Raw genomic sequence first — 13,261 nt, forward strand, 5'->3', positions numbered from 1 at the left:
GCGAGGCCGGCGGGACGCTGGAGCACCTGAGCGGACGGCCCGGTGGCCGTGCCCGGTCCCGAGAGTCTTTTCCGGTGTCACCGGCCGCGCAACCGCGCGCTGATCGCCCTTCCCGCCTGCTGGACGGCATCCACGAGCCGTTCCAGGCTGTGTGCGGGATCGGTCACGACGCTCAGGGACGCCAGCGGCACACGGCCCGGCCCGTACAACGGCACCGCCACACAGCACGCCCCCGCCACCAGTTCCTCCCGGTCGAACGCGACACCCCGGTCACGGATCGCCGCGGATTCCCGTCGCCAGGACGCGGGCAGCGGTCCCAGCGGGAGTTGCGGGTGCGCCCCGGCCACCAGCACTTTGCCCGCCGCGGTGAACCAGGGCCAGACCACGCCGTCGCGCAGTGGGTCGAGTGCCTCGTCGGTCGCGCCGGCCGTCCAGTCGAGGATCAGGGTCCGCCCCTCCCTGAGCACGTTGACGCCCACCCTCGCACCCGTGACCCGCGCCAGCCGGCGGGCCGGCTCCCGGGCGGCGGATCGCAGGCCGGGATGCGGCTGCCAGGCGTGCCCGAGCCGGAACATCCGCGAGCCCATCCGATAACCCGCGCGGTTCCGCTCGACGGCACCCAGTACGACCAGTTGCTCCAGCAGCCGGTACGCGGTCGTCTTGGGCAGCCCGCACTCCCCCGCGAGCCTGGTCAGTCCGGCCTGGCCGGCCCGCTCCACCGCTTCCAGCAACCCGAAGGCGCCCTCCAGCACGCTCCGCCCGCCACCGTCCGGCGCGGCCGGCGAACGCACCGCGACCCGCTCTGGCCCGGCGGGCCGCTCCAGCTGCCGCACCGCTGCAGCCGCCGTGTTCGTTGTGGTCGCTCTCCGTGGCTCGTTCACGTCGATCTCCCCCCATACCGCCCGACAAGCGGCCATCGAGCGGACGGCTCCCCTCGCCGCGCTCGCGCACGGCGTCGGAACCGGCCCGGGCCGCAGACTGGTCGATCGCGGTCCGGGCGCTCCGGTTCGTCCGTGGTGGTCGCGACGGCCGACCCGTGGATCCGTTCATGGCCCCAACAGATGGACAGCCCGTTTCCGCACGACTTCCCGACTCCCCGCAGAGTCGTTCCCCCTGTGCGGGGCGCCGCCGTGCATGGGCACCTCTCCGCCCCCAGACTGTGGCCCGAGTGTGGCTCAGAACGTTGTCGATAGGTTGTCGCCCGGCGTGAGAGCGTGCACGACACGTGATGAAGGTCTGCACGGGGGGTGCGGAGAGCGTGGTGTATTTGCGACTTCTCGGTGCGGTGGAACTGGCGGTTCGGGGCCGGACGGCGGAGGTCGGGCCGCCGCAGCGCCGAGCCGTGCTGGCTGCGCTCGCGGTGGACACCGGCCGGCCCGTCACGGCCGACGTACTGATCCAGCGCGTCTGGGGGGCGGATCCGCCCGACGGGGCACGACGCGCGCTGCACGCCCATATCGCCCGGCTCCGGCGGCTGTGCGAGCACACCGAGGATGCTGAGGACGCCCAGTTACGCCTGCTGCGCCGTTCGGGCGGTTACGTGCTGGAGGCTCGCCCGGACCAGGTGGACGTACATCGGTTCCGGCAGCTGGCCGGCCGGGCCCGGGAGGCGGGGCGTACGGAGGAGGCGCGGGCCTCGCTGCTGCGCGAGGCGCTCGGCCTGTGGCGCGGGGAACCGCTGGCCGGACTGGGCGGCCAGTGGGCGGGGCGCGTGCGTGAGGCGTGGCGGCAGCAGCGGGTGGACGCGGCCGTCGCGTGGGCCGACATGGAGTCGCGCGCCGGTGATCCCGTTGCCGTGATCGGCCCGCTCACCGAGCTGCTCGGCGAGTATCCGCTGGTGGAACCGCTGACCGGGGCGCTGATGCGGGCGCTGCACACCGCCGGGCGCGGCGCGGAGGCGCTGGACCGCTACGCCACCGTCCGGCGGCGGCTGGCCGAGGAGCTGGGCGCCGACCCCGGGGCGGCGCTGCGGGAGGTGCATCAGGCGATCCTGCGGGGCGGCGTGCCGGGGCCCACCGCAAGGTCGGCGCCCCGGGTGCCTGCCGAGGCCGCTCCCCTCCCGCCGGCCCCGACGCGGCCGTCGGCGGTGGCAGTGCCGTGGCCGGGCGGGATCCCCGTACAACTGCCCATGGGAGTAAGGGGATTCACCGGGCGCGGCGAGGAGCTCGCTCAGCTGGACGAGATTCTCGCCTCGGCGCTGGACCAGCCGTCGGCGGTGGTGATCTCGGCGGTGTCGGGTACCGCGGGCGTGGGCAAGACGGCGTTGGCCGTGCACTGGGCGCGCCGCGCTCAACAGGCCTTTCCTGACGGGCAGTTGTATGTGAATCTGCGCGGGTTCACCCCTGACGGCTCGGCGGTGGGCCCGGCGGAGGCGGTACGGGGGTTCCTGGACGCCTTCGGGGTGTCGCCGGCCCGTGTCCCGGCCGGTCTTGAGGCGCAGACCGGGCTGTACCGCAGCCTGCTGGCCGGGCGGCGGGTGCTGGTGGTACTGGACAACGCCGGCGACGCCGAGCAGGTCCGTCCACTGCTGCCCGGGGCACCCGGGTGTCTGGCCCTGGTCACCAGCCGGAAGTCGCTGACCGGGCTGGCGGCGGCCGAAGGGGCCCATCTGCTGACCCTCGGTCTGCTCGGTCCCGCCGAGGCCCGCGAACTGCTGACCGGACGGCTGGGCGCGGACCGGGTGACGGCCGAACCCGCCGCCGTACGGGAGATCGTCGGCCGGTGCGCGGGGCTGCCGCTCGCACTGGCGATCGTCGCCGCACGCGCCGCCGCCCAGCCCGGTCTTCCGCTCGCGGCGCTGGCCGGGGAGCTGCACCGGGCCGACGGACGCCTGGACGCCCTCGACGGCGGGGAGGCTTCCAGCCAGGTGCGGGCGGTGTTCTCCTGGTCGTACCAGTCGCTCGGTTCCGAGGCCGCCCGGCTCTTCCGGCTGCTGGGCGTGCACCCCGGGCCCGACGCGGCCCTGCCGGCCGTCGCCGCGCTGGCCGACGTGCCGGTGCCGCGCGCCCGGGTGCTGCTGGCCGAGTTGGTTCGCGGGCACCTGCTCACCGAACATGTCCCCGGCCGGTACGTCTTCCACGACCTGCTGCGCGCCTACTCCGCCGAACTCGTCGCCGTGTACGACAGCGACGACGTCCGGCGCACGGCCACGCACCGGATGCTCGACCACTACCTGCACACCGCCCACACGGCCGACGCCCTGCTGACTCCCCGGCCCAACCCGCCTCCCCTGCCACCCGCCCAGCCGGGCGCGGCGCCCACGCGACTGTCGGACCACCCACAGGCACAGGCCTGGTTCACCGCCGAGCACGCGGTCCTCCTGGCCGCCGTGGATCAGGCGCCCGCCGCGGGCTTCGACACCCATACCTGTCGGCTCGCCTCTGCGCTGACCACGTATCTCGACCGGCACGGGTACTGGCGAGCACTGACCGGCGTCCACACCACGGCGCTGAAGGCCGCGCTGCGCCAGGGCGACAAGGCCGGACAGGCCGATGCCCATCGCGGGCTCGGACTCGCCCAGGACCGGCTGGACCGTCCCGACGAGGCCCGTGCCCACTACCTGCGCGCGCTGGTCCTCTTCGACGAAGCCGGCAGTCACGCCGGACAGGCCCGTATCCACCAGCACCTGTCCCGGATGTCCGAGGCACAGGGCGGGCGCCGGCAGGCACTCGGTCACGCTCACGACAGTCTCAGGCATCATCGGGCGGCCGGTGACCGGGCCGGGCAGTCCGCCGCCCTCAATCACATCGGGTGGATCCTCGCCCAGCTGGGCGACCACGCCCAGGCTCTCGCACACTGCCGCCAGGCCCTCGACCTGGCTCAGGAGACCTCGGACCTCAACGGACAGGCCCACATCCGGGACAGCCTCGGCTACATCCACCACCACCTGGGCCGATACCAGGAGGCCGTCGACTGCTACCGGCAGGCCCTCGACCTGTTCCACAGGACCGGCGACCGCCACAGCGAAGCCGCCGGGCTCCTCTGCCTCGGCGACGTCCACCGCGCCACCGCTCACGCCCACTCCGCCGTCGACGCCTGGACCCAGGCCCTGGCGATCAGTAGCGGTCTCGGCCTCCCGGACACGGATCCACTGCGTGTCGCTCTCCTGGACCGTCTCGGTCCGGCTTCCGCGCCCGATCCCGGGACCGGGCCCCCGTCCTGGTGCGGCTGGGTCCCTTCACCCGCCGCACCAGGCATCAGGGTCGGACCGGGTCCGGAAAGCCGTACTCCGGTCCACTGAGCGAACGGGCGATTGCCTCTTCGGCCAAGGACCCGCACGCCCTACGGCAGCGTGATGCCGAGTCGCTCCGCCAGTTCCTTGGCGCCGACGCCGTACGTCTCCCGGATCCGCACGCCGTCGGGGCCGACGTCGAAGACGCCGTGGTCCGTGTAGACGCGGCTGACGCAGCCGATGCCGGTGAGCGGGTAGGCGCACCGCGGAACGAGCTTCGGCTCACCGGAGCGGGTGAAGAGCGTCATCATCACGTAGACGTCCTTGGCGCCGATGGCGAGGTCCATGGCGCCGCCGACGGCGGGGATGTCGTCGGGTCTACCGGTGGTCCAGTTGGCGAGATCGCCGTCGAAGGCGACCTGGTACGCCCCGAGGACGCAGACGTCCAGGTGTCCGCCGCGCATCATGGCGAAGGAGTCGGCGTGGTGGAAGTACGCCGCCCCCGGCAGCTCGGTCACCGGGACCTTGCCGGCATTGGTCAGGTCGGGGTCGACCGCGTCGCCCTCGGCCTTCGGGCCCATGTTGAGCATGCCGTTCTCGGTGTGCAGCACCACCCCGGAGTCGGCCGGCAGATGGTCGGCGATCCTGGTGGGCTGCCCGATACCGAGGTTGACGAAGGCGCCGGCCGGGATGTCGCGTGCGATGACGGCGGCCAGCTCGTCCATCGAGAGCTGGTGGTCGGCGCTCCTCGGCGCCTCGGCGTACGCCCGGCCGGTCGACGTGGTGGTCATCGTGCCCCCTGGACGGTGTAGTGCCGGGCCGCCACCTGGACGATCCGGTCGACGTAGATGGACGGGGTGACGACGGCCTCGGGGTCGAGCGTCCCGGGCTCGACGACCTCGCCGACCTGGACGATGGTCGTCGTCGCGGCCGTGGCCATGACCGGTCCGAAGTTGCGGGCCGTCCTGCGGTAGACGAGGTTGCCCAGCGTGTCCGCGATGTGCGCGCCGATCAGCGCGTAGTCGCCCTTGATGGGGTATTCCAGCAGGTACTTCCGGCCGTCGATCTCCCGCTCCTCCTTGCCCTCGGCGAGCGGTGTGCCGACCGCTGTCGGGCAGTAGAACGCGCCGATGCCGGCACCGGCCGCGCGCATCCGCTCGGCGAGGTTGCCCTGCGGCACCACCTCCAGCACGATCTTTCCCTCGCGGTAGAGGCCGTCGAAGACCCAGGAGTCGGCCTGGCGCGGAAAGGAGCAGAGCACCTTGCGCACCCGGCCGGCGGCCAGCAGTGCGGCCAGCCCGACCTCGCCGTTGCCCGCGTTGTTGGACACGATCGTGAGGTCCTTCGCCCCCTGCCGGATGAGCGCGTCGATCAGATCGAACGGCATCCCGGCCAGCCCGAAGCCGCCGACGAGGACGGTCGCCCCGTCCTCGATCCCGGCGACCGCCGCGTCGGCGCTCTCGACGATCTCCGCCCGGCTCACTTGCCCGCCTCCGTGACGCCGCAGTTCTCGAGTACGACGGCCAGCCCCTGGCCGACCCCGATACAGATCGCGGCGACACCGTAGCGCTGCTTCGTCACGCGCAGCACCTTGGCCAGCGTGGCGAGGACCCTGCCTCCCGAGGCGCCCAGCGGATGCCCGATCGCGATGGCACCGCCCTTCTGGTTCACGATGGCGGGGTCGATCTTCCACGCGTCGAGACAGGCGAGCGACTGCACGGCGAAGGCCTCGTTGAGCTCGACCGCGCCCACCTGGTCCCAGCCGATCCCGGCCCGGGCCAGCGCGCGGTTCGCGGCCTCGACCGGGGCGTAGCCGAAGGCCTGCGGCTCCAGTGCCATCACGCCACGGCCGGCGATGCGGGCGATCGGGTCGGCCCCGATGGTGGCCGCCGCCTTCTCACTGCCCAGCAGCACCGCGGAGGCACCGTCGTTGAGCGGACTGGCGTTGCCCGCGGTGATGGTGCCGCCCTGCTCCGGGGTACGGAAGACCGGCTTGAGACCGGCCAGTGCCTCCGGCGTGGAACCGGGCCGGATGCCCTCGTCGCGCGTCAGGCCGACACCCTCGACCGGTACCACCAGGCCGTCGTAGAAGCCCGACTCCCAAGCCAGGTCGGCCAGTTGGTGGGAGCGGGCGGCGAACTCGTCCTGCCGCTCGCGGGAGATGCCGAAGCGCTCCCGGAGCCGCTCGTTGGCCTCGCCCAGGCTGACCGTCCACTCCTTCGGCATCCGCGGGTTGACCAGCCGCCAGCCGAGCGTGGTCGAGACCGCGGTGACGTCTCCGACCGGGAACGGTTTCGCCGACTTGGGCAGTACCCACGGCGCACGTGTCATGGACTCCACGCCGCCGGTCAGCACCACCTCGGCATCGCCGGACTCGATCGTCCGGCTGGCCGTCATCGCCGCGTCGAGACTCGAACCGCACAGCCGGTTGACCGTGGTGCCGGGCACGCTCACCGGGAGCCCGGCGAGCAGCGCGGCCATGCGGCCGACGTTGCGGTTCTCCTCGCCGGCGCCGTTGGCGTTGCCCCACACCACGTCGCCGATCGCGGCGGGATCGAGGCCCGGGACAGCGGCGAGCGTCGAGGTGATCGCGGCGGCGGCGAGGTCGTCGGGACGGACACCGGCCAGCGCGCCGTTGAAGCGGCCGAACGGCGTCCGCGTCGCGGCGTACAGATAAGCACTCATGGCACCGACGTTAGTACCGGGCCGCGATATTCTGAAGTACACATATCCGAGCTGATTGATATGGGTGAGATATGGATCTGCGTCATCTCCGGTACTTCGTGGCGGTGGCCGAGGAGCTCCACTTCGGTCGCGCCGCCGAGCGGCTCCACATGGCGCAGCCACCGCTCTCCCAGCAGATCCGCCAGCTGGAGGGCGAGCTCGGCGTCGAGCTGCTCCACCGCACCACGCGCCGCGTCGACCTCACCGAGGCCGGCCGGGCCTACCTCGACCGGGCGCGCGCGATCCTCGCCGGCGTCGAAGAGGCCACTCACCACGCACGGCTCGTCGCCGCCGGCTCGGTGGGCCACCTCGCGATCGGGTGCGTGGGCTCGGCGACGTACAGTCTCCTGCCCGCGCTCTCGCGGCGGCTCGCGCAGGAGCTTCCCGGCGTCGAGTTCTCCTTCCGGGGCGAGATGCTCGCGCCCGACCAGGTCGAGGCGCTGCGCACCGGCGCGATCGACGTCGCGCTGCTGCGTCCTGCGGCGGCCGACCTCTCGCTCACCGTGCACACCTTGCGCCGGGACCGGCTCGTGGTCGCCGTGCCGGTCGACCATCGCCTCGCCCGGCGGTCACGGCTGCGCGCCGCGGACCTCGCGGGTGCCGACCTGATCGTGCACTCCGCCGGCCGACGGTCGGTGATGTACGACGTCGTACTGGGCCTCCTGCGCGATGCCGGGGTCGAGCCGCACATCCGCCACGAGGTCGGCGAGACCTCGACGCTGGTCACGCTCGTGGCGGGCGGCCTCGGCGTCGCGGTCGTGCCCGAGCCCGTGACCGCGCTGGCCCTCGAAGGCGTCACCTACCTGCCACTTGCCGGGGCCGACGCCCGCATCGAGCTGGCCGTCGCCCACCGCGCCGACCGCGCCGAACCGCACCTGGCGCGCACTGTGGGGATCATCCGGGCGATGTTCTGACGCGTGACCGACGGTGTGTGTGCACCTTCGCCGTCAACGTGGACGGTCCCTTCCTGGCCGTCAACCTCGCCGCTCGCCACATCACCGTCAACGGCGTCGCGGCGAGTCCGGTCCGGACGGCTACGGCCGTGGGGCAGATCGTCGTCTTCCCGCGCGGACGGTTCTACGCGCACGACTGGGCGGACCCCGACCGCTGGGACCCGTAGCTCTACGAGAACTACACGGCGCACCGCCAGGCCATGCGGGAGACGCCGGCCGACTGGGTCGACTCCGTCGCCGACTTCACCCGGCGCCGTGGCATCCCCGCCGTCCTCGGTGAAGGCGTCGTGGGCTGCACACCGCTCCTGACGCGCTTCGAGGAGGGCGCCGTCGGCAAGGACATCGCGGAGTTCGTCGTCGACCGCCGACTCCCCGCCGGCTTCCACGGCATCGCCCTGACCTGCGACGCGGCCCCTCACCACCCCATGTGGCACACCGACGGCGACTGCCTGTGGCGGGTCAACGCCCGCATCACCGCGCGCTGAAGGGCACTTGGGCTCCCCCGACTTTCGTCCAAGCGCCGCCGGTCTCTGTCCATGGACACGTCCGGCGCCAGGGGGTGAGGGTAGGGCCATGGGACGGATGCCGAGCGGACTGGTCGCACTGGCGCTGGGCGGTTTCGGTATCGGGCTGACCGAGTTCCTGATCGCCGGGCTGCTGCCGCAGGTGGCGTCGGGTTTCGATGTGTCCGAGGCGACCGCGGGCCGACTGATCTCCGGATACGCGTTGAGTGTCGCGGTCGGCGCGATCGTGCTGACCGCGGCGACGGCACGGCTGCCCCGCAAACGGGTACTGGTCGGCCTGGTGGCGTTGTTCGTCATCGGCAACCTGATGTCGGCGATCGCACCGAACTACGAGGTGATGCTGCTCGGGCGGATCGTCGCCGCGTTGTCATGTTCGCCGGGCTGACGGTGGCGAACGTGCTGGGCGTGCCGTTCGGTGCGCTGGTCGGTGAGCGGTGGGGCTGGCGGGCGGCCTTCTGGGCGGTCACCGCGATCGGCGTGCTCGCGCTGGCGGGAATCGTCGCCCTCGTCCCCGGCGGGGCCGGAGAGACACGGCAGTCGGCAGTGCCGGGCAGCTCGGAGCCAGCACCGCCCAGCGGCCTTCGGGCCCAGTTCCGTGCGTTCCGGTCCTGGCAGGTCGGGCTGACGCTGACAGCCACCGCGCTCGGCTACGGCGGGATGTTCGGTGCGTTCACCTACCTCGCCTACACGTTCACGGAGGTCGGCGGCTTCTCGTCGGCGGACGTCGCCTGGCTGCTGATGGTCTACGGCGCCGGCCTGGTCGTCGGGAACCTGGTCGGCGGGCGAGCGGCCGACCGCGACCGGGACCGCGCCCTGATCATCGCCCTGCTCGGACTCGCCGTCACCCTGGCCGTGTTCGGTCTGCTGGCCACCAGCGCCGCCGCATCGGTGGTGCTGGTGTTCTTGATGGGCCTGTTCGGGTTCGCCAGTGTGCCCGGCATGATCACCCGCGTCACCGACTACGCCCACGGAGCGGCGCTGGCCGCCAGCGCCAACGTGTCCGCGTCCAACCTCGGCAACGCCCTCGGCGCCTGGCTCGGCGGCCTGGCCATCACCGCGGGCCTCGGCTACACCGCACCGCTCTACGTCGGCGCCGGCATCGTCCTGCTCTCCGTCATCGTCATGGCGGTTGCCGCGCAGCAAGCAAGATCGCCCGCGGGGCAGTTGGAGCACCACAGGTGAGGGGATGCCGGTCAGCCGGCGCGCCCAGGCTCAGAGCCGCCGCCCGGGCGCCGAGACCTGCGTTCAGCCGACTCGCCCGCCGCCCCGAACCCGGAGAGGACCGCGCCGGGGCCACCAACGGGTCCGAAGGTGGTCCGGCCAACCCCTAGAAGGCGATGGTGGAGTTCAACGCCTTCCCCCGCTGCTCGGCGGCTTAGTGGTCGGCTCTCGAAGTCCTTCGGGGGTTGATTCCGGGGCCGGGCGGTGCATGTCGCATCGTTGGACGTCCAGGGCGGTGTGGTGGAGGCTGTCTCGGCTGCCTGCAGAAGGGGGCCTGGGAGACCCAGGTTGATCTGGGCCTGGTTGGCCCGAAGGTTGGTGGCGAGGCTGTGGTCATGACCGACAGCAGCAGTGACGTGACCGGCTTCCACGACCGTGTCGTCCTGATCACCGGCGGAACCAGCGGGATGGGCCTGGCCACCGCGCGTCTGCTCCTGGAAGCCGGCGCCCATATCGTCATCACCGGCCGCGACGATGCCCGCCTCGACCGCGCAGCCGAACAATTGGACAAGGCGTCCGGTCAGGGTGCCCGTCTGTTCGCGGTCCGGGCCGACTCCGCCAGCCTCACCGATCTGGACCGCTTGGCTGCCCTGATCCGTGAACGCCACGGACGTCTGGACGGGGTGTTCGCCAATGCCGGGGTCGGAGTGTTCCAGCGCAGTGGCGAGGTCACTGAGCAGGACTTCGATCTCAGCGTCGACGTCAACTTCAAGGGGGTGTTCTTCACGGTCCAGAAGGTTCTGCCGCTGCTCGACGCAGCGGGTGGCGGTTCCATCGTGATCAATGCCTCGTGGACACTGCACCGGGGCCTGGCCGTCGCACCGGTGTATGCGGCCACCAAGGCTGCCGTCCACAATCTGGCCCGCGCACTGGGCAGTGATCTCGCCGAGCGCGGCATCCGGGTCAACTCGATCAGCCCGGGCTACATCGTCACCGAGATGTTCCATGCCGCCAACCCGGACCCTGCCTCGCACGACGCCATCCGATCGCAGGTGCCGCTGAAGCGGCTCGGCCAGGCCCAGGACATCGCCGAGACCGTGGCCTTCCTCCTTTCCCCGCGGTCCTCGTACATCACAGCCCAGGACATCGCCGTCGACGGGGGCCTGGTGACCGCCATCCCCGCCTGACGGAGGGTGTGGTGGCTGCCTGGCCCCGGCAGGGCCAGGCAGCCACCCATCACGACCGGCACAATCGTCGTATGAGCGCAGCGATCAACCTGGGCGAGTTCCTCCGCACCCGCCGCTCCCTCCTGCACCTCGAAGACGTTGCCCTGCCGGACTTCGGAGGCCGGCGCCGGGTGGCGGGCCTGCGCCGCGAGGAGATCGCGCAGCTCGCCGGAGTGAGTGTCGACTACTACACCCGGATGGAACAGGGCCGCGTGCCCAACCCCTCGGGCGCCGTACTCGACGCCCTCGCCCGCGCACTGCGGCTGGACGAGGCTGCCACCGGGCACCTGCACCGCCTCGCCCGACCGCAGTCCACCGCCCGGCACACTCCCCGACGCCGGCCCCGGCCGCAACGCGTGCGCCCCATGCTCCAGCGGCTGCTGGACGATCTGGTGGACATACCGGCGGTAGTGATGGGCCGGCGCATGGACATACTGGCCTGGAACACCGCAGCGGTCGCCCTCTTCGGCGACTACGCGGCCCTGGGCCCAGCTGAGCGCAACATCGCCCGAATCACCTTCCTCGACGAGACGTCCCGGGAACTGTATGCGGACTGGACCTCCTGCGCCCGCGAGAACGTGGCCTACCTCCACCTGGACGCAGGACGGCACCCCGAGGACCCTCGGTTGGCGAGCCTGATCGGCGAACTGTCGATGAAGAGCGAGGACTTCCGTCGCTGGTGGGCCGAGCACCCAGTGCGGGACAAGACCTCGGGAACCAAGCGCTTCCACCATCCGGTGGTCGGCGACCTGGATCTGGCCTACGAGACCCTGCGCGCAACGGACGACCCCGATCAGGCCTTGATCACGTATGCCGCCGAGCCGGGCAGCCCATCGCACGACGCCCTGCGGATGCTGCTGGCCTGGGCCACCGAGACCCCTTCCCCAATGCCACCCGACGACCGCGCGCCCTGACCTTACGGGCAGTCCCGGCCTCACCGCCGACGACCCGCAGCACCTGCGTCAGACGCGCCATCGGTCAATGCCCCGGCCAGCACACCGACGAACAGAGCACCGCAGACCGGCATGCCCGGTCCTGGCGGATCGCCACTCCCCGAATACCCGCGCACGGCACCGCCATCATCCTCACGCCTTCCACGGCCTGCTCCTGCGGCCCCGCCCCGGCGGGCGACAGCCAGCCTGCCGCCTGCCAGCCGTTCAACGACACGCCCCCAACGCTCATCCCGCCCACGCAGAACCGGCAGCCAGATCATCGGCGGCCCCCCGAACCTGATCTTGCCGCCTGACGATGCCCGCTCCCAGGATCTTGATCGCCTCCGGGAGCACGGGCATGGCGGATATCCGCGCACCGATCCGTGCCACGTGGCGAGCCTTGCTCGCCGAGGCGGGTGCAGCAGACGACAGGGTGGCGTGATCCACTTCTCCCGGTCGGCCCCCGCCTGGCATGCCCGCAGGTGGGTGGCCCAACGGAAGGAGGTTTGACTTGCTCCTCGGGTTGAAGCCCGGGGATTCTGGCCTTCTCGATCGTTGCTGTGCCGCTATGCGGCACAGGGTTCGGTCGGGAATCCGTGGCTTCCTGTTTCTTCGCGCTGTGCCGGGATCGCTCCTGGTCTTACCGGCGCTCCGCAGGCTGATGCCGCCAGTCCGGCGGCCGTTTTCACGTTCTTCGCGGCGTTGTGGTCCCGGTCATGGACCGCACCGCACGCGGCGCAGGTCCACTCCCTGATGTTCAGGGGCTTGGGTCCGTCCTTGACGCCGCAGGCGGAACAGGTCTGGGAGGTCGGCTCGAACCGGCCGATCTTCACCAGGGTGCGGCCGTACCGGGCCGCTTTGTATTCCAGCATGCTGATGAACGAGGACCATCCGGCGTCGTGCACGGACTTGGCCAGTCTGGTGCGGGCCAGTCCTGCCACCGACAGATTCTCCACGGCGATCCCTTGGTTCTCGGAGATCAGCCTGGTGGAGAGCTGGTGGTGGAACTCATGACGGGCGTCGGTGACCCTGGCGTGGGCGCGGGCGACCTTCAGGCGGGCCTTTTCGCGGTTCTTGCTTCCCTTCTGCTTGCGGGACAGCTCCCGCTGGGCCTTCTTCAGCTTCTTCTCCGCGCGGCGCAGGAAGCGCGGGGAGTCGATTTTCGTGCCGTCGGACAGGACCGCGAAATGGGTCAGGCCGAGGTCGATGCCGATGGTGCGGCCGGTTTCGGGCATCCGGATCGCGTCGGCGGCGAGGTCGGTGTCGATGACGAAAGAGGCAAAGTACCGCCCGGCCGCGTCCTTGATGACGGTGACGGAGGAGGGCGTGGTGGGCAGCGTGCGGGACCACGTCACTTTCACCGCACCGATCTTCGGCAGGTTCAGGCGCCCCTTGTCGGTGATGGACCAGCGGGCGTTGGCGGTGAACCGGATCGACTGCCGATTGGTCGGGTAGCCGGAGCGCATTGCTGCGCCCCGGCCCCCTAGGAACCGGACGTGCGATCTTTCACCGCATCCGGCTCGGGCAGGTCTCTGCCCGCAGGTCGGGTGGTCTTCTTCCGGTCGCCGGC

General features: G+C 71.6%; 11 protein-coding genes and 1 pseudogene. 7 read left to right on the top strand and 5 right to left on the bottom strand.

Annotated features, from left to right (window positions below; translation table 11 throughout):
• Nucleotides 1-77: 77 nt before the first annotated feature.
• Nucleotides 78-881, bottom strand: coding sequence for a helix-turn-helix domain-containing protein (locus G3I71_RS22895; RefSeq protein ID WP_343243044.1), 804 nt, complete (start codon nt 879-881; stop codon nt 78-80).
• 377 nt (nt 882-1,258) lie between these two features.
• Here G3I71_RS22895 and G3I71_RS22900 point away from each other — a divergent pair, with 377 nt between their 5' ends.
• On the top strand, nt 1,259-4,240 hold the full coding sequence (locus G3I71_RS22900; protein WP_343243045.1) for a BTAD domain-containing putative transcriptional regulator: 2,982 nt from the start codon (nt 1,259-1,261) through the stop codon (nt 4,238-4,240).
• Between the two features lie 41 nt (nt 4,241-4,281).
• Here G3I71_RS22900 and G3I71_RS22905 read toward each other — a convergent pair whose 3' ends face one another.
• From G3I71_RS22905 to G3I71_RS22915, 3 genes are read right to left on the bottom strand one after another with little or no spacing between them, the layout of a single operon-like run.
• Nucleotides 4,282-4,962, bottom strand: coding sequence for a 3-oxoacid CoA-transferase subunit B (locus tag G3I71_RS22905; RefSeq protein ID WP_164316702.1), 681 nt, complete (start codon nt 4,960-4,962; stop codon nt 4,282-4,284).
• Complete coding sequence (locus G3I71_RS22910; protein ID WP_164316703.1) at nt 4,959-5,654, bottom strand: 3-oxoacid CoA-transferase subunit A; 696 nt, start codon at nt 5,652-5,654, stop codon at nt 4,959-4,961. The genes G3I71_RS22905 and G3I71_RS22910 overlap by 4 nt, the downstream gene beginning before the upstream one ends.
• Nucleotides 5,651-6,856 carry a thiolase family protein gene (locus G3I71_RS22915; RefSeq protein ID WP_164316704.1) on the bottom strand — a complete coding sequence of 402 codons (1,206 nt, stop codon included), beginning with the start codon at nt 6,854-6,856 and terminating at the stop codon, nt 5,651-5,653. Before G3I71_RS22915 ends, G3I71_RS22910 begins: the two co-directional genes overlap by 4 nt.
• Before the next feature lie 71 nt (nt 6,857-6,927).
• On the opposite strand from G3I71_RS22915, the gene G3I71_RS22920 reads away from it, so the two are divergent.
• From G3I71_RS22920 to G3I71_RS22945, 6 genes and pseudogenes are all read left to right on the top strand, one after another.
• Nucleotides 6,928-7,809: a LysR substrate-binding domain-containing protein gene (locus tag G3I71_RS22920; protein WP_164316705.1), complete on the top strand. Its 882-nt coding sequence runs from the start codon at nt 6,928-6,930 to the stop codon at nt 7,807-7,809.
• A gap of 17 nt (nt 7,810-7,826) precedes the next feature.
• The gene (locus G3I71_RS51305) at nt 7,827-8,015 is read left to right on the top strand and encodes a hypothetical protein (protein WP_164316573.1); all 189 of its coding nucleotides are present in this window, start codon (nt 7,827-7,829) and stop codon (nt 8,013-8,015) included.
• 33 nt (nt 8,016-8,048) lie between these two features.
• Nucleotides 8,049-8,333: a hypothetical protein gene (locus tag G3I71_RS22930; RefSeq protein WP_239149298.1), complete on the top strand. Its 285-nt coding sequence runs from the start codon at nt 8,049-8,051 to the stop codon at nt 8,331-8,333.
• A gap of 97 nt (nt 8,334-8,430) precedes the next feature.
• Nucleotides 8,431-9,554: pseudogene (locus G3I71_RS22935) on the top strand (MFS transporter).
• A gap of 374 nt (nt 9,555-9,928) precedes the next feature.
• Complete coding sequence (locus tag G3I71_RS22940) at nt 9,929-10,720, top strand: SDR family NAD(P)-dependent oxidoreductase (protein ID WP_164316706.1); 792 nt, start codon at nt 9,929-9,931, stop codon at nt 10,718-10,720.
• 71 nt (nt 10,721-10,791) lie between these two features.
• Nucleotides 10,792-11,673 (top strand): helix-turn-helix transcriptional regulator, encoded by an 882-nt coding sequence (locus tag G3I71_RS22945; RefSeq protein WP_164316707.1) that lies wholly within the window; start codon nt 10,792-10,794, stop codon nt 11,671-11,673.
• 584 nt (nt 11,674-12,257) lie between these two features.
• Here G3I71_RS22945 and G3I71_RS22950 read toward each other — a convergent pair.
• Nucleotides 12,258-13,261: transposase (locus G3I71_RS22950; protein ID WP_239149299.1), on the bottom strand; the 1,004-nt coding region annotated here is incomplete at its 5' end.

Origin of the sequence: Streptomyces sp. SID12501 (genome assembly GCF_010550245.1) — a bacterium.
GTDB lineage: Bacteria > Actinomycetota > Actinomycetes > Streptomycetales > Streptomycetaceae > Streptomyces.